This is a genomic window from Pseudomonas sp. PME37.24/006, assembly GCF_055556635.1.
In genome coordinates this window covers 1056102-1078808 of sequence record NZ_JBVHNL010000002.1, presented here as the reverse complement: position 1 = coordinate 1078808, position 22707 = coordinate 1056102, and the positions used below count along the sequence as shown (strand labels likewise).

The 22707-nt window shown below is 61.3% G+C and carries 12 protein-coding genes; 7 read left to right on the top strand and 5 right to left on the bottom strand.

The genetic code is table 11. The features are described from left to right. Position 1: 1 nt before the first annotated feature. Positions 2-8641 (bottom strand): glycoside hydrolase family 94 protein, encoded by an 8640-nt coding sequence (locus ACZ3GY_RS10535; RefSeq protein ID WP_465909972.1) that lies wholly within the window; start codon positions 8639-8641, stop codon positions 2-4. A 425-nt stretch (positions 8642-9066) separates the two neighbouring features. Here ACZ3GY_RS10535 and ACZ3GY_RS10530 point away from each other — a divergent pair, with 425 nt between their 5' ends. The 5 genes from ACZ3GY_RS10530 (at position 9067) to ACZ3GY_RS10510 (ending at position 16499) form a co-directional block, all read left to right on the top strand. Then, entirely contained in the window at positions 9067-9672 is a 606-nt protein-coding gene (locus ACZ3GY_RS10530; RefSeq protein WP_465909971.1) for a TetR family transcriptional regulator, read from the top strand. Next, complete coding sequence (locus ACZ3GY_RS10525) at positions 9672-11126, top strand: efflux transporter outer membrane subunit (protein WP_465909970.1); 1455 nt, start codon at positions 9672-9674, stop codon at positions 11124-11126. The genes ACZ3GY_RS10530 and ACZ3GY_RS10525 overlap by 1 nt, the downstream gene beginning before the upstream one ends. Positions 11127-11140: 14 nt before the next feature. Further along, positions 11141-12334 carry an efflux RND transporter periplasmic adaptor subunit gene (locus ACZ3GY_RS10520; RefSeq protein ID WP_465909969.1) on the top strand — a complete coding sequence of 398 codons (1194 nt, stop codon included), beginning with the start codon at positions 11141-11143 and terminating at the stop codon, positions 12332-12334. Beyond that, complete coding sequence (locus tag ACZ3GY_RS10515) at positions 12331-15579, top strand: efflux RND transporter permease subunit (protein WP_465909968.1); 3249 nt, start codon at positions 12331-12333, stop codon at positions 15577-15579. The genes ACZ3GY_RS10520 and ACZ3GY_RS10515 overlap by 4 nt, the downstream gene beginning before the upstream one ends. 224 nt (positions 15580-15803) lie before the next feature. Beyond that, a complete protein-coding gene (locus ACZ3GY_RS10510) occupies positions 15804-16499 on the top strand; it encodes a tRNA (adenine(22)-N(1))-methyltransferase (RefSeq protein ID WP_465909967.1) in 696 nt (231 codons plus the stop codon). A 70-nt stretch (positions 16500-16569) separates the two neighbouring features. On the opposite strand, the gene ACZ3GY_RS10505 is transcribed toward ACZ3GY_RS10510, so the two are convergent. From ACZ3GY_RS10505 to ACZ3GY_RS10490, 4 genes are all read right to left on the bottom strand, one after another. Further along, on the bottom strand, positions 16570-18042 hold the full coding sequence (locus ACZ3GY_RS10505; RefSeq protein WP_463564303.1) for an inorganic phosphate transporter: 1473 nt from the start codon (positions 18040-18042) through the stop codon (positions 16570-16572). Positions 18043-18405: 363 nt separating this feature from the next. Continuing rightward, entirely contained in the window at positions 18406-18882 is a 477-nt protein-coding gene (locus tag ACZ3GY_RS10500) for a nuclear transport factor 2 family protein (RefSeq protein WP_463564307.1), read from the bottom strand. A 30-nt stretch (positions 18883-18912) separates the two neighbouring features. After that, positions 18913-20052, bottom strand: coding sequence for a YbfB/YjiJ family MFS transporter (locus ACZ3GY_RS10495; RefSeq protein ID WP_465909966.1), 1140 nt, complete (start codon positions 20050-20052; stop codon positions 18913-18915). Then, on the bottom strand, positions 20049-20921 hold the full coding sequence (locus tag ACZ3GY_RS10490) for a LysR substrate-binding domain-containing protein (RefSeq protein WP_465909965.1): 873 nt from the start codon (positions 20919-20921) through the stop codon (positions 20049-20051). Before ACZ3GY_RS10490 ends, ACZ3GY_RS10495 begins: the two co-directional genes overlap by 4 nt. A 98-nt stretch (positions 20922-21019) precedes the next feature. Between ACZ3GY_RS10490 and ACZ3GY_RS10485 the strand changes: the two genes are divergently transcribed. Beyond that, a complete protein-coding gene (locus tag ACZ3GY_RS10485) occupies positions 21020-22078 on the top strand; it encodes an NAD(P)H-dependent flavin oxidoreductase (protein WP_465909964.1) in 1059 nt (352 codons plus the stop codon). Between the two features lie 92 nt (positions 22079-22170). Next, a complete protein-coding gene (locus ACZ3GY_RS10480) occupies positions 22171-22560 on the top strand; it encodes a tautomerase family protein (RefSeq protein ID WP_465909963.1) in 390 nt (129 codons plus the stop codon). The last annotated feature ends 147 nt before the right edge of the window (positions 22561-22707 follow it).

The window sequence follows — 22707 nt, the reverse complement described above, 5'->3', positions numbered from 1 at the left end:
TCTACTCTCGTATGTGTTGCGGCTGAGGGATCACCCGGACAGGGCTTGCAACCATCGTCGGTGTGCTAGGCCCCTTATGCGGCCACTGGATATCGACCTGATGAGCCTGGCCATCGTCGAGCAGGTGGAGGGTGCTTCCTTGCACGGCGATGCCGTCTAGGTGGAGGCTCGAATCGTCGGTATCCGTGCGGCTCACACTGATGCGGTAGGGCGTGTCACCGAACCGGTAATGCAGGGTGAAGCCTGGCCAATCTGCCGGCAGCACCGGCTGTATGCGCAGTTGTGCACCGCTGCGCTGTGCACCGAGCAGCGACTCGACAATCAACCGATACATCCAGCCGGCTGAACCGGTGTACCAACTCCAGCCGCCACGCCCTTCATGGGGCGGCATGCCATAGACATCCGCGGCCATCACATAGGGCTCGACCTTGTAGGTGGCAATGGCGTCGGCACTGTCGCCGTGATTGACCGGGTTGATCAGGCGCAGCAGTTCCCAGGCGCGTGCACTGTCGCCCAGTTCGGCGAAGGCCATACTCGCCCACACGGCCGCGTGGGTGTACTGACCACCATTCTCGCGCACACCGGGCACGTAGCCCTTGATGTAACCGGGGTCGAGCACGCCGCGGTCGAACGGGGGAGAAAGCAGTTGCACCAGGCCGATGTCGCGGCGCAGCAGATGCCGCTCCAGCGAGTCCATGGCGGTGCGTCGGCGGCTGTCGGGAGCTGCGCCGGACAGCACCGACCAGCTCTGCGCGATGGAGTCGATGCGGCATTCGTCGTTGCTGGCCGAGCCCAATGGCGTGCCGTCATCGAAATAAGCGCGGCGATACCAGGCGCCGTCCCATGCATGCGCTTCCAGGCTGAGGTTCAAGGCGTCGGCCTGTTCATCGCAACGCCGGGCGAAATCGCCGTCACCGTAGAGCAGGGCAGTGGTGGCGAAGCGGCGCAGCACGTCGTAGCCGAAGAAACCGAGCCAGACGCTCTCGCCCTGGCCGTGCTCACCGACGCGATTCATGCCGTCATTCCAGTCGCCGTGGCCCATCAACGGCAAGCCGTGAGCGCCGCGCGCCAAGCTGTGCTCGATGGCGCGTACGCAATGTTGGTAGAGGGTTTCCTGCAGTGTGGAATGGTTCGGTAGATCGTAATAGGACTCCTCGCCGCTATTGAGCGCACGGCCTTCCAGATAGCCCACGGTTTCCGCGAGCACACTGTGATCACCGCTAACTTCCACGTAGCGGCTGGTCGCCAGGGCCAGCCACAGGTAATCGTCGGAGCAGCCGGTACGCACGCCACGATCCAGTGGTGGGTGCCACCAGTGCTGCACGTCCCCTTCGGTGAACTGGTGCGCAGCGCACAGCAGCAGATGCTGGCGAGCAGCTGCCGGGTCGGCATGTAGCATGGCCATGCTGTCTTGCAACTGATCGCGAAAGCCGAAGGCGCCACCGGACTGGTAGTAACCGCTGCGGGCCCAGAATCGGCAGGCGATCACTTGGTACATCAGCCAGCCATTGACCAGCACATCCACGGCCGGCTCCGGGGTTTCGATCTGTATCGTGTCCAGCGTCTGGCGCCAATGGCTGCGTACCCGCTCCAGTTCGAGCTTGGCGATGCTGCTGCCGCGCATACGCTGCACTAGGCGCGACGCCGATTTGCTGTCCTGCTCGGCGCCCAGGCGGAAGATCACGTTGCGGGTTTCGCCGGCTGCCAGGTGCAGATCGACCCGTAATGCCGCGCAAGGGTCGAGACCCGGGCCGCTGCGCCCTGATAAGTGCGGCTGGGCCATGGCGGCGGGGGCGCTGAGGTGGCCATTACGACCGATGAATTCACTGCGCTCGGCGGTACTGCTGGCGAGCGGTGCGTCCACATCGAAGAACGCCACCCGGCCCGGGAATTCGATGGAGTAGGCATTGCGTGCGAACAGGGCGCCGCTGTTCGGGTCGGCTTCGCTGACCACGTGCATCGACGATTTTTCCCGCAGGTCGCCCAGCACCCACGTCACGTAGCCAGTCACCGACAGGCGCCGCGGTCTGCCAGAGGTGTTGTGGATCGTCAGGTGCGAGAACTTGACGGGTGCCTGCAGCGAAACGTACACCCACAATTCGCTGCGGATACCGTCTTCCTCGTGCTCGAAGACGCTGTAGCCGAAGCCATGACGAGTCACGTAGCGGCCCTTGCCAGGGCGCGGCAGTGGCGTCGGCGACCAGTAGTGGCCGTTGTCTTCATCGCGCAGGTAAATGGCTTCTTCGCCAGGGTCGCTGACAGGATCGTTGCGCCAGGGGGTAAGGCGAAACTCGTGGGCATTTTCATGCCAGGTGTAGGCGCTGCCACTCTCCGAGATCACGCTGCCGAAGTTCGGGTTTGCCAGCACGTTGACCCAGGGCGCTGGCGTGGGCTGACCGGGGTTGAGTTGAATCACGTATTCCTTGCCGTCGGCGCTGAAACCACCATGGGGGTTGCTCAGTATCAGCGATGAATCAGGCAGCGCAACGACCTTGGCTGATGTCGGTTTGGGCAGCAGCGTGGCATCGAAGGTGGGCAGTGCCGGTTCGGCTCGGCGCCGGTGAATCTGCTCGGCGAGGCTGCCACGCTCGTCGCTGAGTACCAGATGAGCCACGGCCAACATCAGCACGCGGTCTTCGCTGGAGAGCTGTTGTGCAGGGCGGACGAAAATACCGCCAGGTTTGTCCAGCAGGTGCGCCTCGCTGCCCGACGTGACCAGCCCCATGATCACGTCCTGCAGATCCTGGCGGTAACCGGCCTGGTCTTCGTTCCAGATCACCAGATCGACGATGAGGCCCTTGTGCCGCCAATAGGCATGGGCTTGCACCAGTTGCCGCACCAGATCGATATGGGCAACCGTGCATATCTGCAACAGCACAATGGGGCGGTCGCCGGAAATCGCCTGGCCCCACAGGCCGCTCTGGTTGCGCTGGTTGGCCGCCAGCACGCTCGGTGCGGCGCGCAGCGAGGGGTTGGTGTAGATGATCGATGCGGCCATCTGCTCGAACAGACGGGCCTCGGCGTGGGACGTGTTGAGCTGGCGCAGCAGCACCTGGCTGTGGGTCCAGGCCAGGTCGAACACGCGGTCGGCCAGGTGCCGGTCGCGGTACTTGTTGATCAGTTGCAGGCACCCCTCACGGCTGTCGCTGACGCCGGTCACCAGGTCTATGGTCGCAGTCTGGCCAGGTTCCAGGCTGATCCGACAACGGATCGCCACGATGGGATCGAGCACGGCGCCGCACGTGCCGGAAAGCACCTCGCTATCCATTGCTGCGGGATGCGTCAGGTTGCGTCCGCGTCCGATGAAACGGGCACGGTCGGTTTCGTAGGAGATCGCGGTGATATCCACCTCGTGCGCCGCCAGCAGGTGGCACAGCCAAGGTACGTTTTCTTCGCTGGAGCGTGGTCGCCGGCTACACAGAATCGCCTGCAGCGGGGTCAGCAGTTCGCTTTCTACGAACAGCTTGCTGAAGGCCGGGTGCAAGGCGTCACTGAGGGCCGGAGCGAGTACCACTTCGGCGTAGCTGGTCAGCTCCAACGTACGGCGCTGCGCACCGCGGTTGCTGATGTGCAGGCGGCGCAGTTCGATATCGTCTTCCGGTGAGACGACGATCTCGGTATGGGCGTCGAAGCCCCGTTCGCGCACGCGGAACTCGGCGCGGGCATCGGTGAAGATCGCTTCGAAGCTCTCGGTGACATGCAGAGTGGGCTGGTGCGCGGAAGACCAGAAAGCACCGCTGTCGACATCGCGCAGGTAGCAGAAGGTACCGGTGTTGTCGCAGGTTATGTCCTCGTGCCAACGGGTCACCGCCATATCGTCGCGGCGGCTGTAACCGCCGCCGGCATTGCTGATCATCACGTGGTAGCGGCCGTTGGAAAGCAGTTGCACGGCCGGGTGGCGGCGCCCTGGATCGGTGTAGACCCGCAGCTTGTTCTCGTTGACCCGTGCGATCTTGCCTTCCAGCGAAGCATTGGCGGTGTGCAGGTACTGCGCGGCACTTTTCGGTACCCGTTCCTGCAACAGCAGGGCGGTGGCCTGGAACTGCGGGTCGGCCTCGAAGCGCCGCTGCATCGGGCGGCCCAGTAGCACATAGGTCAGGGCCAGCAGGCTCATGCCCTGGTGGTGCGCCATGAAGGACTGGATCAGGGCTGTGCTCTGTCCCGGCGGCAGGCGGGCACTGGTGAAGTCGATGGCTTCATACAGACCGTAACGGCCGGCCATGCCCATGTCGGCCAGACGCTGGAGGTTCTTGCAGGCAGCTTCCGGCGCGACCATCAAGGCCAGCACCGAGGCATAGGGCGCCATCACTATGTCCTCGCCAAGGCCGCGTTTGAGGCCCAGGCCGGGCACGCCGAAGGCCCGGTATTGATAGTTCAGTTGCGCATCCAGAGTACTGTAACCGGACTCGGATACGCCCCATGGCAGGCCCAGTTGCTGGCCGTATTCGATTTGCCTGGATACCGCTGCGCGGCAGGTCTGGTCGAGCAAAGTGCCTGCATAACTGGGCATGACCAGCATCGGCATCAGGTACTCGAACATCGAGCCAGTCCAGGACAGCAGCACGGGAACACCGCCATTGCTGGTGAGCAGCCGGCCAAGGGTGAACCAGCTTTCCTGGGGCAGTTGCCCCTGGGCGATAACCACGAAATTGGTCAGCCGCGCTTCTGAGGCCAGCAAGTCATAGTAGGCACTATCGAGGCGCTGCTCATCGGCGTTGTAACCGATGGCCAGCAACTCCCGTTGCGGGTTGTAGAGGAAGGTAAAGTCCATGTCCGCCAGCTCGCCGGCCAGATCCGCCAGGCGCAGCGTGGTGGCGATGCGTTCACTGGCATGGCGGATGACTGCTTGTACCTGCGTCTGCTCGGCGACAGGCCATTGGCTGGCGTCGAGCCGCGCCAGGTCTTGCCAACTGGCCGATGCCAGGGGGGTACCGGGTAGGGTCAGGCAGGCCAGTTCGCTGTGCAGATCCTGGCAATGGGCGAGCAGGGCCTGACGCCAGTAATCCGCCTCTGGGACCACTGACACAGCGATTTCCAGGTTCTGGGTGAGAATGATCAGGCGCTGCAGAGTCGCGCTGATCTGCGCCACATTCTCAGTCTCGAGCGTGTGCGCCGCGGCCAGCTCGTTGAGCGCTTCGTCGAGCAGGTGTTCGTCCAGCTCGCTTGCCAGCATTGTCTCGTGCAGGACTCCGAGACTATCGGCCAGACCGCTGAGCCAGTTGGGGCTGATCAGCGCCGCGCTCGGTAGCTCGTACAGGCCTGGGCGCAAGGTCAGCAGCAGGCCTGCCAGGTTGCCACTGTCGACGGTGGAGACGTAATGCGGCGGCAGTGGTTGCAGCGTCTGGGTGTCGTACCAGTTGTAGAAGTGCCGGCGATGGCGTTCCAATCGCGACATGCTGGTCAGCGCGTTGTCTAGCCGCGTAAGCAGGCGACCTGCACTCAGATAAGCGAAATCGTAAGCGGCCAGATGCGACAGTAATGCCATGCCCATGTTGGTCGGCGAGGTTCGGTGGGCGGTCACCGCCGTTGGGCGTTCTTGAATGTTGTCCGGTGGTAGCCAGTTGTCCGCCGGGCCCAGGTGATCATCGAAGAAGGCCCAGGTCTTGCGGGCCAGGCGGCGCAAAAACTGCTGTTCTTCACGTGACGGGGCGAAGGCCATATCGGCGTTGGGCAGGCTCAGCCAGCAGGCGATGGCCGGTGCCAGCAGCCAGGCCAGCAGGAAGGGCGCGGCGATCACCAGCACCACGGGCTTATCGAGCAGCAGTAACGCTACGGCGATCGCCAGCAACGGAGCCACCCACATCAGCCGGTATAGGCTTGGCAGATCATTGCGGCTGCTGCGTTCCACTTCTCGCGAGGGGTTCCATTGCAGCAGGCGGCACTGGCTGATAGTCATCCGCCATAGGGTGCGGGCGATCGCATCCAGGCTACTGAAGGCCTCGAAAGGCAGCCACGCCAGGTTTAGTAATGCACGACTGAAGTGCTGCGCTGCATCGCGAAAGGTGACTTTCAGGTGCTGGCCGAGGGTAATGTCGTGGGCTTTTCGCAGCAGTTCCAGCAAGGTACTGAGCAGTGGTTGGGCGATGATCAGCAGGAACACGCCCAGGCTCCAGAGCACTACTTGGGAGCTGGCGAACCAACCCCAGAGCAACATGCAGAGAAAGGCAGCCGGCTCCAGGCTGCGGCGCAGGTTATCGACAATCTTCCAGCAGGCCAGATTTGTCAGGCGGTTGCGCTCCAGGCCGCCGCCGGGTTTCGGTGTCCATGGCAGCAGCCACGGCAGCAATTGCCAGTCACCACGGATCCAGCGATGCCGGCGTTTGGCATCGGCGCTGTAGCGCGCCGGGTGTTCCTCATAAAGCTGCACGTCGCTGATCAGGCCGGAACGGGCATAGCAGCCCTCGATCAGGTCATGGCTGAGAATCCGGTTGTCGGGAAAGCAGCCTTGCAGAGCTTGCTCGAAGGCATCCACGGCGTAGACACCCTTGCCGATGAACGAGCCATTGGCGAACAGATCCTGGTACACGTCGGATACCGCCCGAGTGTAAGGGTCGATACCCGCATCGCTGCCGAACAGTTGGGCATAGGCGGAGCGGGCGATACTCGGCAGGCTGATGCCAACGCGCGGCTGCAGGATTGCATAGCCGCTGACGATGCGCCGTTGTAAAGGATCAAAGCGCGCCTGGTTGAGCGGATGGCAGATGGCCCCGATGAATTGCCGCGCCACATCACGCGGCAGTTGGGTGTCGGTGTCCAGGGCGATCACGTAGCTGATGTTCGGCAGCGCGGCAATATCGCCGACGATCAGCGAAAACCGCTCATGGCCATGGCCGCGCAGCAGGGCATTGAGCTCGGCGATCTTGCCGCGTTTGCGCTCATGGCCCATCCAGCTTTGTTCAGTGGGGTTCCAGCGCCGTGGGCGATGCAGCAGCAAGAAACGCGGCGCACCGGCGTCCGGGTACTTCAGGTTGAGCGCTTCGATTGCCTGACTCGCTTGCAGCAATAGCGCCGCATCGCCATCGAGTACCTCACTCGGTGCATCCATGAAGTCGGTGAGCAGGGCAAAGTGCAGGTTGGCATCGCGGTTGGCAAGAAAGCGCACCTCGATACCTTCCATCAGCTCCTCCACATCCTGGGCGCTGCCGATCAGCGTCGGCACCACGACCAGCGTGCGCGCCTGGGAGGGAATGCCCGCGCTGTAATCCAGGCGCGGGAGAATATCCGGCGGCAGGCTGAGGGTCACCAGCCGATTGACCAAGCCAATGGCCAAGTGGCTGGTCATCAGCAGGGTTGGCACACTGAGCAGCATCACCACCCATGGCCCCCAGCTGTCGGCCCGCAGCATGGCGAGGAAGGGCCAGGCGAGCAGGCCACTAAGCATCACCACCGGCGCCAGAAAGAAGCCCAGCGGCCATTGGCGCAGCCGCCGCCGGCAGCGCTCGGCCAGGGAGGGCTGTACGTTGAGTTGCCGCTCCAGTACGGGCAGCCCAGCCCCCATGAGGTAAAACCCGACATGGGTCATCAGCGGATCATCGGCCGGTGCCGCCTGGCACAGGGCAATGGCCTCGCGGGCGATGTCGATCTCGGCATGGGGGCAGGTACGCGCGAGGCGCTCGACCGCGTGGCGGTAATGGTCGCGGGTGGCGAAATCCATGCGGGTGTAGACGGCAGCCGGGTCTTCACCGAGCGCCTGTTCGACCCCGCTCATGTGCTCGACGAACTCGCGCCAGTCGGTCGCCGAGAGCAGGCGCAGGCTGTTGATGCTGTTGCTGATCGACACCTGCTCAGCGGCTTGCAACTGAGCATCCAGGTGTACCAGACGTTCGACGCTCTGGCCCGACTCGGCCAGGGCCTGCTCGACCCAGGTCATCGGCAGAATCAGTGCGGTGCTCTGACCTTGCAGGCGCCGCGCCAGTTCGGCCACGAAGGCACTGCTCATCGGTGGTGCCGAACGTGCCAGGTCGGCGACCAGCAGCACCACGCTTTTGGCGTCGCGTTCTGCGGTCGCGGTCAGGCGATCAGCCCAGTCGTTGGCTAGGTTGCGGTCGTTCCAGTTGCTCATCACCCGAGAGGCGACCCGGCGCAGGTTTTCGATCAATGCCAGGCGCAACATGATGGGAATGCCCCATAGCTCGCCCAGGGTCAACGGCATGACAGTCTGATAGGCCGTCACAAAACGGCTCAGACTCTCGCTGTTGACCCGGCCGTCACCGTGGGCGATGGTTTCCAGAGCAATGTCGTAAACCCGCGGCAGGGTGCGTGACGGCCCGTTGGCCAAGCCAGGCAGTTCGCGACAGTAACCTTTGGGTAGATGCTTTTGTGCCGTGCGGATTTGCTCTTCGACCAGATAGAAGTTGTCCAGCAGCCATTCGGCCGCCGGTGTCGCACGTTGGTTGGAGAGCGCTGCGACGGTCATGGCCTGGCAACTGCTGGCCAGTACGTCAGCGTTTTCGGCGAGCCGGTGGAGCAGGGCGTCGGACGTCGTGTCAGGGCTGAGGTGATGCTGCCGGGCCAGGTGGGCGCCGTGGGTGGCCATCTGTTCGGCGCTGAACAGTTCTGCGCGAAGGGCCGGCTCGTACTCGAAGGTGCGTGGCGCGGGCTGCCACAACCGTTGGATTGCTCGAAGCCATTGCCTGTCCATGTTTTCCTTGGCGTGCAACGTGAAACGCGGGCAACGTTGCAGTGATGCGTGTCACGCAAGATTGCCGGGCGTGACGAATGAGAAGGGTGCAGACCTTCAGTGTGAAATTCTCCCGGCGGGGCGTCTGTCTGCTGGCGCACATAGCGGCGGTGCCTGACGATCCGCTTGGCTCCTGCCGGCCGATGGATTGCCGAGCTTGAGTCACCTGCAACGTAAGGCCCCTCGCCTGTTCTGCGCGAAAAGCCCAGGGCTGCGTACGCAGGTAAAAACTCGTAACAGAGCACTCCGCTGCTAACTACCGTTTGTATGTTAGCGTTGTTTTCAATTGTATTTTCCGAAGCATTCAGCGGTAGTCAGCGCCTCATATGACCCAGGATTCAGCCCCAGAAGAATCAGCTAACAAGCCTGTTGGTGGGAACAAGCGCGTGCGCTTGTCCGCGGAGCAAAGGCGCCAGCAGATACTTGATGCCGCGCTGGTGGAGTTCAGTAGCGTGGGCTTCGAGGGCGCCACGGTGGAGCGCATCGCACAACGCGTTGGCTTGACCAAGGCAGGGCTTTACGCGCACTTCGCCAGCAAGGATGCGATTCTGGAAGCACTGTTCGTCACTACGATTTTCTCTCCGTCGATCCAGAGCCATTGGCAGTGGGTAGAGGGCGCTTCGCTGGAGGAGACCGTCGACCGGTTTCTCGATATGGCCTACTCGGCTATTGGCGATCCCCAGGCGCGCGCGATCTTTCGACTGCTTATCACCGAGAGCGGCAGATCGCCCGAGCGGCTGCGCAATTGGCATGAGCACATCCTGCTGCCCCACGCTACGCGCCGACAGGCCGAGCTCGATGAGTGCGTCGCCAAGGGCGTGATCCCGGATAACGCCGTATCGAGAAACTTCGCCATGGCGACCTCGCCTGTGGTCATCGCCTTGCTCACCCAACTGCTGTTCGGTGAAAAACTGGCCGAGCAGGAAGTTGCCAAGATCCGAAGTGCGCATAGAGAAATGCTGCTGATCCTGTTCGCCCGGCGAGGCAACTGATGGGATCTGCTCACCCTCTTCTGGTTGCCTCCCGCCCGCTGTTGTTGGCTTCGCTCATCCTGCTTGGCGCCTGTGCCAGCGTGCAACCCGAGCCGGCGCAGGTGCCTTTCAGCCTGCCAGCGGGTTTCGTCGCTGCCGATCAGGCCGGCTATTCAACGGAGGATTTCTGGTGGCGCGACTTCGCTGATGCGCGACTCGATGCCTTCGTGAGCACCGCGCTGGAGAAAAATCCGGGGCTGGCCCAGGCGCTGGCGCGCTCACGCATGGCCGAGGCCCAGGCGCGCCTGAATCGGGCCGACCAATTGCCGCAGGTCGGCCTCGCTGCGGGAGCTGCGCGGCAGCGTCAGAACCTGCCGGATATTACCGGCGAGAATGCGGCGGCCATCGGCAACAACTACGACGTTGCACTGGACGTGAGCTGGGAGCTGGATCTCTGGGGGCGTCTGTCGGCGCTCACCGCCTCGGCCCGCGCGGACTACCTGGCCAGCGCCGAGCAGTTACGCGGCGTGCGTCAGTCTGTGGCGGCGCAGGCGGTGCAGCTGTATTTCGAGATCGTGCATGCTCACGCGCAGGTCGACCTTTCCGAGCGAACCGTCGAGGCGCTGGGTGAAATGGCCCGACAGATCAATAACCGCGTCAGCATCGGCATTACATCGCCGGCTGACGGCATGCTCGCCGACGCCAATCTGGAGTCGGCGCGTGCGGGGCTGGAACAGCGCAGAGAGTCGCTGGCACGTAGCCTGAGACAACTACAGATTCTTATGGGGGAATACCCGTCGGGCGATGTCGAGACCGCGCTGGCGCTACCGCCGGTTCCCGCCGCCCCGGCCAGTGGTTTGCCGGCCGAACTGTTGGCGCGCCGCCCCGATGTGCGCGCCGCCGAACTGAATCTGTTGAGCGCCGGCTATCAACTGGGCGCAGCGGAGCGTTCCTTTCTTCCATCCCTGTCGCTGACCGGTTCCGCCGGCTACAACGGCAGCGAGTTCGCCCAACTGTTCAACAGCGGCAACCTGATCTGGTCGATTGCCGGCAGAGCCTTGCAGCCAGTGTTTCAAGGTGGCCGCCTGGTCGCCCAGGTTGATATCGCCGAGGGGCAGCGCGATGAGGTGTTGAATGCCTACGCCGAAACGGCCCTTGTCGCGTTCTCCGAAGTCGAGACTGCGTTGGCCGTCGACTCGCTGCTGACAAGCCGGGAACGCGCACTGGAAGCCTCGGCAAGTTCGGCAGAGGACGCGGTAACGGTCTCGCTCAACCGTTACCTGCAGGGCATCGATCCATTCCTGAATGTGCTGGAAAGTCAGCAACGCGCCCTCGATGGCCGCAGCGCGCAGATCACCGCGCGACATGCTCGCCTGGAAAATCGCATCGCCCTTCATCTCGCCCTGGGCGGTGGTTTCGAGGATGCATCGCCAGCTGCCGCCACCACGCCGCCCATTTCGCCGACCGCACCATGACGATAAGCACAGCCATGAACCGATATTGCCGTAGCACCCTCGGTGCCCTTGCCCTGCTGAGCCTCGCGGCTTGTGGTGACAAATCCGAACCCAACGAGCCGCCAGCCGATCAGCAGCAGGCGAGTGACACGCGCGCTACCAGCGTCAATGTGGTGGCTGTGGAGCGCCGCCAGTTGCAGGCCTGGGTCTACAGCCAGGGCACGGCGCGGTCGAGGCAGCGCGAATTCCTGACCTTCACCCAACAGGGTGTCGTCTCCCATGTCGATGCGAAGCTGCGCGTGGGGATGCCGGTGAAGGCCGGTCAGTTGATCGCCCATCAAGCCCCCGAACGGGTAGAGGCCGATCTGCAGGCAGCCAAGGCTTCCCTTGCCGAGGCGCAGGCGAGCCTCAAGCTTGCCGAGGTCACCCAGAAGCGCTACGAAACCCTTATCGATCAGCGCTCCGCATCCCAGCAGGAACTCGATGAAGCCAGGGTGCAGGTGCAGCAGGCCAAGGCCGTGCGTGACAACGCTCGCGCCGAACTCGCCCAGGCGCAGCTGAGCATCGATGAATCGCGTCTGGTGTCGCCCATCGATGGCGTGCTGGCGCGGCTCAATATCGAGAAGGGCCGCTACTTCATGCCCAATACCGTACAGGCCGACACCGAGCAGAATGCCTTGCGCACGGTGCCTGCCATGGTCATCGACCCGGACCGTTTCGAAGTGCGGGTCGATCTGCCTTCCTACAACTTCCGGCAGATCACTACCGGTGCTCGGGCAGTGATCGGCGAGAACGCCTCGGTTGCCGGGCAGGATGCCGACCCCACCAAGGCCAAGAATCGGGTCGACGGCCAGGTCTATGCCATCAGCCCCTCGCTCGATCCGGAGACGCGCACCTTCGAGGTGATCGTGCACACCCAGGGCAATGAAACCGGCCTGCAGGACGGTGAGTTCGTCGCCGTGTGGATCGCCGAGCCGAGCGTCGACGATGCGCTGGTCGTACCTCTGGAGGCGCTGCGTTTCCGCAATGACCAGGCGTTCGTGTTCGTCGCGGACGAGGACAAGGGAACAGTCAGCGAGCGCCGCGTTGAGCTGGCTCAGCAGTCCGGTGATTATCGGGCGGTAACGGCTGGGCTGGAGATCGGCGAGCTGGTGGTGACCGATGGCCGTGCGGCCTTGAATGACGGGCAGCAGGTTCGCGTCATCGGCGCGGGCGAGCCTGCGCCATGAGTACCGGGAGCACGGGCGACGAGCCGCGTTTGGCCACTGACAGCGCGCCGCTCGAGAGCGACGACGTACGCAACGCGCATCCGCTGGCGCGTTTCTTCTTCCTGCAACCGATCTTCGGGATTCTGCTGGTTGCGACCCTGCTGCTGGGTGGCCTGATGGCGTACTCGCAACTGGTCAAGGAGTCCCTGCCGGATCTGAACATTCCCCAGGCGACCATCACCACCACCTGGCCGGGTGCTGACCCGCTGACCATGGAGGAGCAGGTCACCGATATCATCGAAGATGAAGTGACCACGCTGCAGGGTGTGCGGCGCGTCGACAGCGCTTCGTTCGATTCCTTTTCGATCATCTCGGTGGAGTTCGAAGCGTCTGCCGATCCGCTCGACGCGATGACGCGTCTGCGTGCCGCGGTCGCCGACGCTGAAGCGGAGCTGCCCGATGACGTCGAGCGCCCAACGATCAGCCAGGCGTCGGTAGACGACCGGCCCATCTTTACCTTCACCCTGCATGGAGCCGCCGGCTCGGCGACCATGAACGAGCAGGCGCGGCGTATTCAGGACACGCTCGAGCGGGTGCCCGGCGTCAATGAAGTGGACATCGGCGGTGAGCGCGAAGAGATCGTGCAGATCCTGCTGCGGCCCGAGCGATTGCTCGCCCTCGGCCTGTCCCCGGCCACGGTGCGCAACGCGGTTCAACAAGCCAATATCGAACAGCCCTTCGGCGAAATTCGCAGCGACAGCATCGGCGCGGTAGTGCGTCTGGAAGGGCGCTTCCGGGATGTGACCGACTTGCGTGCGCTGCCTGTCGCCCGCCTCGGTGGGGCTGGTGCCGGGCGTGCCGTGCGGCTCGACGAGATCGCCTCGGTCAATCGCATGCAGGAAACCGAAACCAGCAGCGCCTTCTTCGCCGATCAAGGCGGCGATTTCGAGCCGTCGCTGGAAATCTCGGTGCGCAAGTCGCCGGGTGCCGACACGGTCAATCTGGTCGAAACGCTGCACGATACCCTGGCGCGGATGGAGCAGGACGGCGCCTGGCCGGTGGGCCTGGAATATACCGTCACCCAGGACGAAGCCAAGCAGATCTGGAAGGCGCTCTCCGAGGTGTTCGTCAGCGCCTTGCAGACCATGGCCATCGTGTTCGTCATCCTGCTGCTGACCATCGCCTGGCGCGAGGCCGTGGTGGCCGGGTTGTCGGTGCCGATCACTTTCGCCGGTGTGCTGCTGGCCATCCTGGTCATGGGCTACTCGCTCAACGAGCTGGTGGTGATCGGCATGGTCATCGCGCTGGTGATGATCATCGACGTGTTCATCATCCTCATGGAAGGGCTCCACGATGAGATCTACGTGCAGGGCAAAACCTTCGGCCAGGGCGTGCTGGCTACGGTAAAACGCTACGCGATGCCGGCATTCGCCGCGCAGCTGACGACTATTCTGGCCCTGGCGCCGCTGATGTCCATCGGTGGCACGGTGGGTGAATTCATCCGCGTGCTGCCTGCCACGGCGGTTGTCTGCCTAGTGATTTCCTTCATCGTCGCCATGCTCTGTTCGTTGCCGCTGTCACGGGCGCTGCTGGGCAAGCAGCGCAAGCCTGACAGCGCGCAGAAACAGGGCCTGTCCGACCGGGTAACGAGCAGGGCTGTGAATGGTCTGGAAAGCTGGAATGTGCGCTGGGTGGTGCGCAGCCGCAAGCAGTCATGGCTTTGGGTATTGGCTGCCATCGCACTGTTCATGGTGTCGATAGTGGCGTTTACCCAGGCGCGTATCGAGCTGTTCCCGCAGTCCGATGGCGAGCGTCTGGGGATCAACATCGAGCTGCCGCCTACCGCCCAACTGGCGACCTCTCAGCAGGTGGCCGACGAGGTGGGCGAGATTCTCAGGAGCAAACCCTATTTCCAGAGCGTGGTGAAGCTGGTCGGCCTGAAGAGCCCCTTCGCTGGCGGCTCCATGGCCTCCAACCTGCAGCCGAGCGAGGCGGAGAATTTCCTCGGTTTCTCGGCGATCTTTCTTCCCCGTGAAGAACGTGAGACCGACTCCTACGTGCTGGCCGAAGAGTTGCGCCGCGAGCTGACGGCCTACCTGCAGGACAACGTCGCTGCCGCGCAGCTGCTGGTGGTGCCCGAAGCCAGTGGCCCTGGTGCCGGCGACCCGATCGAGATTCAACTGCTCGGTGCCGACATGGACGAGCTGCTCGTTCACTCGCGCGAAGTGCAGGCCTTGCTCGCTGAAATCGCCGGCGTCGTCGACGTGAGGGATAACATCGGCATGCTAAAACCGCAGTTGGCGCTGCGGCCAGATCGCGAAGCCGCCAACTTCTTCGGCATTGGTCATGATGACCTGGCATCGCAGATCCGCATCGCCTTCAGCTCCGATATCGTCGGCACCTTCGTCACGGCCAGTGATACCGACAACATCGATATCCGCCTTGGCACCGAATGGCCCAGCCGCCCAGGCGAGGCCGGAGGTCCGCACAACACCGAGGAGCTGTCACGGGTTCGCGCTTTCACCGAAGAGGGTTCTTCCATCGCCCTCAACCAGTTGCTCACACCGGTGCAATCGGAGGCGGCAATCGCGATTTCCCACAGCAATGGCGAGCGCGCGCTCACCGTCATGGCCAAGAACGAAGGGCGCACGGTTGGCGAGATCATGGCCGAGGCGGGGCCTCGCCTGGCCGACCTGCAGGCGTCCTGGCCGGATGGCTACCGCGCCGTGGTGGGTGGTGAGTCCGCCGATACCGCCGAGACGTTCACCTCGGCGCTGATCGCCATGCTCATCGCGGTGGTACTGATCGTCGGTGTGCTGGTCATCGTGTTCAGCAGCTTCCGCCAGGCATTCATCATTTTCGCCACCATGCCGCTGGCGATCATCGGCTCGGCGCTGGGCTTCTGGGCGTTCGATATCACTTTCTCGTTCTTCGCGATGATCGGCCTGGTGTCGCTGATCGGTATTGCCATCAACAACGGCATCATCATGGTCGACACCATGAACGGTTACCTGAAGGAGGGCATGTCCATCGCCGAGGCTGCCGCAGCCGGCTCCGCTCGACGTTTGCGCCCCTTGCTGACCACCGCCGTGACCACCATCGTCGGCCTTGTGCCTCTGGCCGTCAGTAGTGCGTTCTACCGGCCGCTGACGCTGGTGATCATCTTCGGCCTGGTTTCCGTCTCGATGCTTGCGCTGATCGTGGTGCCAGCCTTGTACCTGCTGCTCACGCCCAAGAATGCAGGGCAGCCGGTGTCATTGGACTAATCCCCGCGAGGACGCGGATACGCCGCAACGTAGCCTGGCGTTGAGCAAAGCGATACCCAGGATTGCGATTCCCGAGTATCGCTTCGCTCAACCCGAGCTACGGCGCTCAGGCAATCCACCACGATGCGCGTCGCCGGGATTTGCCATGTGCGCCGTTGCCGGACAGAATCGCGCGCCGACCTGGCGCCATGTGCCGGATCGCCCATGGTGAAAAGAGGCTGCAGTTGAACGAACAAACCTTGTCCATGCGCCTGGAGCGCGTGGCAGCACATGTGCCAGCAGGTGCACGGTTGGCGGATATCGGCTCGGATCACGCTTACCTGCCTGTGGCATTGATGAGGCGCGGTGCCATCGAGTGGGCACTGGCCGGCGAGGTGGCATTGACGCCGTTCCAGGCTGCCGCGCGCAGCGTGCGCGAGAATGGCCTGAGCGATCGAATCACCGTGCGCCTGGCCAGCGGGCTGGCGGCAATCGAGCCGGCAGATGGCATCACTGCGCTCAGCCTCTGCGGCATGGGCGGTGAGACCATCCGCGACATCCTCGACAGTGGCAAAAACCGGCTGAGCGGCGAGGAGCGCCTGATCTTGCAGCCCAACGGCGGCGAGCAGCCGCTGCGTCAGTGGCTAATGGACAATCACTACCGCATCCTCGACGAGGCAGTCCTGCGGGAAAACCGTTTCTACTACGAAATCATCGTCGCCGAGCGTACCGGCCCGGTGCTGTACACCGCCGATGAACTGTACTTCGGACCCCTGCACCTGCGCGAACGTAGCCCCGTGTTCCTGGCCAAGTGGCAACGTCTGCTGCATCTGAAGCAGCAGACCCTGGCCAATCTCGCCCAAGCACGGCAGGCCGTGCCTGGGGAGAAGATGCAAGCGCTCGCTCAACAGATTCGCTGGATTACCGAACTGCTGGCTTGAGTCTGCTTTACAGGGGAGGCCTAAAAACGAGGTGCCCGGGCAGGCACCTGGTTTTCAGGGGGAGCGCCTATCAATTGAAGATCAGCGTCGCGCCATAGAACAAGCCTGCTGCCAGTGCCATGGAGGTGGGCAGGGTGAGTACCCAGGCCAGAAGGATGTTGCTGATGGTGCTGCCTTGCAGGCCGCTACGGTTGGCGACCATGGTGCCCGCCACCCCCGATGACAGCACATGGGTGGTGGACACCGGCAGGCTGTAGACGTTGGCCAAGCCAATGGCGCATGCGGCGGTGATCTGCGCGCTCATGCCTTGGGCATAGGTCATGCCCTGCTTGCCGATCTTCTCGCCGACGGTTTTCACCACGCGCTTCCAACCGACCATGGTGCCAATCCCCAGAGCCAGTGCTACGGCGATGATCACCCAGAAGGGTGCGTATTCGGTGGTAGCAGTCAGGTCTTTACGCAGCTTTTCCAGATCGGCCTTGTCGCGCGCCGGCAGGTTTTCCAGCTTGCCGACTTTCTTGGCCGAGTCATCCAGGCACAGGAGGTAGCGGCGAATATCGATGCGTTTCTCTTCGCTCAGGCTGTGATAATCCTTCACGCCGTCCAGCGTCTTGAGCAGCGTGGAGATGGTCAGCTCGGTGAGCTTTGGATCGCAGCGGAATTGCTTGGGCAGTTCGCTGTTGCCGGATTTGCCCAGTGCCAGGAACTCATTGAGGGTCGGCGCATTGCGCTGGTAGAACTCGCCCAGATGGATGGCTGCATCGCGGGTGCGCTCTATCTGGTACGTCGTGCTGTTCAGGTCGAGTACGAACTTGGCCGGCACGATGCCGATCAGCACCAGCATGATCAGGCCGATACCCTTTTGCCCATCGTTGGAGCCGTGCACGAAACTCACGGCCATGGCCGATACGATCAGCACCAGGCGGTTCCAGAACGGCGGCTTGTTCTTGCCTTTGGTTTCCTTGCGGGAAACGGGCGTGCTGTGCACCTTCGGGGTTGGCATCCAGTGCTTGAGGGCGAGAAACAGCAGGGCGGCGACAACGAAACCGGCGATTGGCGAGAAGATCAGCGACAGGCCGATATCACTGGCTTTCTGCCAGTTCACGCCGTCAGCGAGGGGTATGTCGGTAAGCAGCGCATTGGCCAGGCCTACGCCAAGAATCGAACCGATCAGCGTGTGCGAGCTGGAAGCCGGAATGCCGAAGTACCAGGTGCCAAGGTTCCAGGTGATCGCCGCAGCCAGCAGCGAGAACACCATGATCAAACCATGGCTGGTATTCACGTTGATCAGCAGCTCGACCGGCAGCAGGTGGACGATGGCATAGGCCACGCCGACGCCGCCGAGCAACACGCCGAGGAAGTTGAAGATGCCCGACATGACGACGGCCAGGTTTGGCGGCATGGCCTTGGTGTAGATGACCGTTGCAACGGCGTTGGCTGTGTCGTGGAAACCGTTGATGAATTCGAAGGTAAGGACGAAGAGCAGGGCAAGTGCCAGGCTCAGCGCCAACCAGGCATCGAGCCCGCTGAATAATTCGAACATGAGGGTTTAGGTCTGGCTCAATGAGAGGGCTGGGTTAGTCCAAGGGCAAGCTTAGATCTGCTGGCGTTAACGCTGAGAAACTCGGATGGACGGAGAGGCCCACAAACCGTGGTTGCGATAAACCGTCGAGAACATCATCTGCGCCCTGCAGATGCAGAGCCATTTCAGTTAGATAAGAATTATCGGCGGGATTTACGTAGAAAATCGACTGAGAAGCAACCCCGGCGCGTAAAGAATCCGTATTTTTATCAGTTGCCCCATCTCCCAGCACCGGGTGATGAGGCTCTGCAATCAGTCCCATCGTCGGTTGATTACGTCGTCGGAAGCTGCCCTTCAAAGAGCAGCGTATAAATGATCTAAAAGTCATGCCCCTGGTTGGGAGCCACCATGTAGGCTCCTGTTGCCCCAGCTTTGTAGTGCATGCTGCGTGATGCTTGTGATTTTCCAGTGATCGTCTGCCCGGTTGAGCAAGAACTCGTAATCACCGCAGGAGTGAAAGAAATTGTCACCGGCGATATCTGCGGATTGGCAATCTGCGAATCGCAGGATCAGATAGTTGCAACGAGCGCTCACTGCATCCTCATCCTGTTCATACGCTGCAAGAAGATTCGAAAAGCTATGGTGTTTAGCCAATTTGTCGACAGCATTCTCTCGGCGCTTAACAAAGTCCATGCCGCTCATAGTCGATGGTTTTTCTCTACCCGACGATGAGTAATCAATGAACACGCGCGAGGATAGGCAATTGCTCATCGATGCCCAGTCTCGACGGTCGAAGGACAGGAAAAATCGACAAAGGACGTCGTTAATCGCTAAAAAATCGTTTGGGCTGACTGCTTTCATAGCTTCTCCTGATACCACGAGCTGTATGTGCTAGAGCATTTTCAAACTGATACAAGCGGCTGCTGTGAGAGCTATGCCGGCGGCCCACAGTGATCCGTTGAAATTCTGATTCATCGTGTAGAAAGCGTCCGCTACAAAGGGGCCAGCAATTTGGCCTACGCTGTAGATGATTGTCATGACCGCTAAGAGATTGATGCTCGCTTTATTGGTGATGCGCTGAGCGGCCGACATGGCAATGGTCACTGCGCCCATGAAAGTCCCGCCGACAAGTAGCGCGCTACCTAGATAGCCGGTGCCGTTTGGCAGCAATATGGGCAAGATGACACCTAGTACCTGTATTGCCAGGTTCAAGGCCAGAGAGTTTTGAGTTCCGAGGTGCCGGTGTAGTCGATGCCATAAAAAGCACGAGGGGGCAGCGCCGAGGCCAAATACAGCCCACACATGTCCAGGATCCAGCTCTGGAAGAGCCGTCCTGACCAGCAGTGGAAGATAGGTTGCGGTGATGATGTACCCGAAACCAGCGAGGCCATAGACGAGCACTAGCGGCCACTGTTTTACCGGGCTCTGCGGCGCATCTTTGTTGTCAGCCTGTGCGTCGTACTTGGTGTCGCTCAGGCCAGGTACTGCAAGGAGCATCAGGGCGAAGCTCACCAACCCCAGCAAAAGCCACACTTGTTGGCTTGTCAGATCCAACCAGAAGCCGAGAACGACAAGCTCAGCAGATACCGCGATGCCCAGCCCTACACCTGCATAAAGCAGAGGGGCCCCATGGATATGTCGGCGGTGCTGAAGCAGCCAAAGGGAAGCGGCAACCATTGCAACGGCGCTTAGGGCTCCAGCTACACCGCGAACCATAACGATTAGCCAAGCTGACTCAAGAAAGGCGAGGCTAATCAGACATGCTGCAGTACCGCCCGTGGCCCACAGGCAGAAGCGATGGGCATTTTTCGGTTTTGTCTGAATTGCCAGCAGGGCGCCAACCAGATAGCCCGCGTAGTTGGCAGAAGCAGCCATGCTGCCCTGGCTCAGGCTGAGGATATTTTCCTGAACCATGTGTGGGTATAGAGCTGTGTAAGCAAAGCGGCCAAAGCCCATTCCAATCGCGATGACAATCGCAGCCTCCAGCGCTGAACGCAGTTGCATCCCGCGAGACATCGACTTGAGTGTCATGCAGCTCCCTTGAACAGCAGGGCGAACTTGTCAAATGCGGGCGTCTTATAGTCCCTGCGCCAAACCAGGTATGTGCTGATCGAGCAAACCCTGATCGTGGACAGCTGGTCGCGGGCGCTGGTCAGTTGCAGCACACTTTCCGGCAGGATCGCGACGCAGGAGCCTGCTGCTACAGTCGCGACCATTGCGTGATAAGAGCCTAATTCCTGAATTTTCCAGCCGGAACCTACGTGGATGCCGAGTTGCTCCTCCGCGATGTACCGATACGTACAACCAATTCGAAAAGCTGCGAGTGCGCGCGTTTTTACCTGTGCAGGGCTAGTGGCAGTGGCATCTGTGGGAGGCAGCAATAGCAAGAGCTCTTCTTGCCAAATTGCGCTGCCTTCCAGCCCCATTTCGGTGAGATGCGCTTCATCGCTGTGTGCTGTGGGCAGTGCCACAAATGCGCAGTCGAGTTGGCCGCTACGAACCTGCTCAATCAACATTCCTGAAGGCCCGGTACTGACTTCGAGCTGTGTCGAAGGGCTCTCACGATTGAATGCCGCCAAGGGCACAGGTAGCCGGCTAGCTGCAGTGCTCTCCATACTGCCGACACGTAGCGTGCCCCCCGTAGCTCCACCAGTGATGACATGGCGAGCCTCGTCTTCCAGCGAGAGGATCCGCTGCGCATAGCCTACAAATTGCTCTCCAGAGGTCGATAGGGCCATGCGTTTGCCGGCACGAACGAAGAGCTCCACCCCCAATTCCGCTTCAAGCTGTTGAATGCGAGTAGTCACGTTCGAGGGCGCGCGTCCCAACCTGCTTGCGGCGCGCGTAACGCTTAGCTCGCTGGCGACGCTGCTAAAAATTCGTAACGACTCAAGATCCACCTTATTCTCCTTTTGGTATCTATGTTGTTAACATATTCTTATTTTGAGAATAATCAATCTCCATCGATTTCATACTCGTCTAGCGGGAGTTCAGGGTAATGAGTGTTTTTAGTTCTTTTGCTGCTCGTTTGCGCATCTACCCCATCATCCAGGCTCCGATGGCCGGTGTAGCGACGCCAGAGTTGGCTGCCGCGGTATCGAATTCAGGGGGATTGGGTTCCATTGGGATCGGAGCTAGCAGTGTTTCACAGGCGAAAGAGATGATTGCGCGAACTAAAGCGCTCACCTCAAAGCCATTCAACGTGAATGTCTTTTGTCATGCACCCGCCCTGCGCAATGAGCCTCTGGAGAGCGCGTGGCTGCAATGCATGGAGCCTTTGTTTCAGGAGTGCGAGATGGATGTGCCGACCTCGCTGAACGAAATTTATAAGAGCTTTATCGCGGACGAAGAGGTTTTTCAGATGCTTCTCGAAGAGCGCCCGGCTGTGGTGAGCTTCCATTTCGGCCTGCCTACGGCGCAGCAGGTCAGCATGCTGAAGAATGAAGGCATCTGCACGTTGGCTACCGCGACTAACCTTGATGAAGCAAGGCAGATCCAAAGGCTTGGCATTGATGCGATTGTGGCTCAAGGCATCGAGGCAGGTGGGCATCGGGGGGTGTTTGACCTGGGCGCTGTCGACGAGCAATTGACGATGCCGGTGCTCGTTCGACTCTTGGTCAAGAACACAGACCTTCCTATCATCGCCGCAGGTGGAATTATGGACGGGCAGGGGATTCATGCAGCGCTGGGGCTAGGAGCTGCAGCGGCGCAGCTTGGTACTGCATTTATCCTATGCCCGGAGTCTGCGGCGAATGAGGGTTATCGAGCCGCATTACGAAGTGAGCATGCTTCCAATACCCGGTTGACTTCGGTCTTCTCTGGCCGCCCAGCACGCGGGATCGTGAATCAGTTTATTCAGCACCTGGATAGGGGCTCGGAAACCCAGGTGGCGGCCTATCCGCTTGCATACGACGCTGCAAAGAGGCTGTCTGCAGCGGCCGCCAAGAAGGGCAATCATAAATTCGCTGCACATTGGGCCGGGCAAGGAGCCCCCATGGCGCGCGAATTACCCGCCGAAGATCTGATGAATAAGCTGATCGAGGAATGGCGCCGTTGACACCTCATCGGATGCCAAGCGGCCAATCAAGCAATCTTGCCTCGCTCACCTGCGGGGTCTAAGCGCATTTAACCTTAAAGTGAGTAGCCCTCATGCCATTGCTGAAAATTGATGCAATCAAAGGCCGCACCAGTGCGCAAATCCAACGTCTCCTAGACGCGACTCATCAGGCAATGGTGGAAGCATTTGAGGTGCCTGAGCGTGATCGATATCAGATTTTCAATGAGCACGAACCGAGCCATATGATCATTCAGGACACCGGGCTTGGTTTCGAGCGAACTGACCGCGTCGTCGTGATAACGGCTATCAGCAGGCCGCGCAGCGTTGAAATGAAACAGCGCTTTTATGCACTGCTGGTAGCTGCGCTTGAAGAGAAATGCGGTATTGCTGCAACTGATGTAATGGTTTCAGTGGTTACCAATCGTGATGACGACTGGAGCTTCGGGTTGGGTCGAGCGCAGTTTCTAACTGGCGAGCTCTGAGGTGGTTGAGATTGCTCTGGGCGAGCGAACCTTTGCCCAGTAAATGTCCACTCTTGGCCGACAGCGACAGTCCACTTCAGAGCGCTCACAGCGTTGGAGAAGTGCTACCTGATGCTGCCGCCTGCCAATGCAGGAAAGCTCGAACCT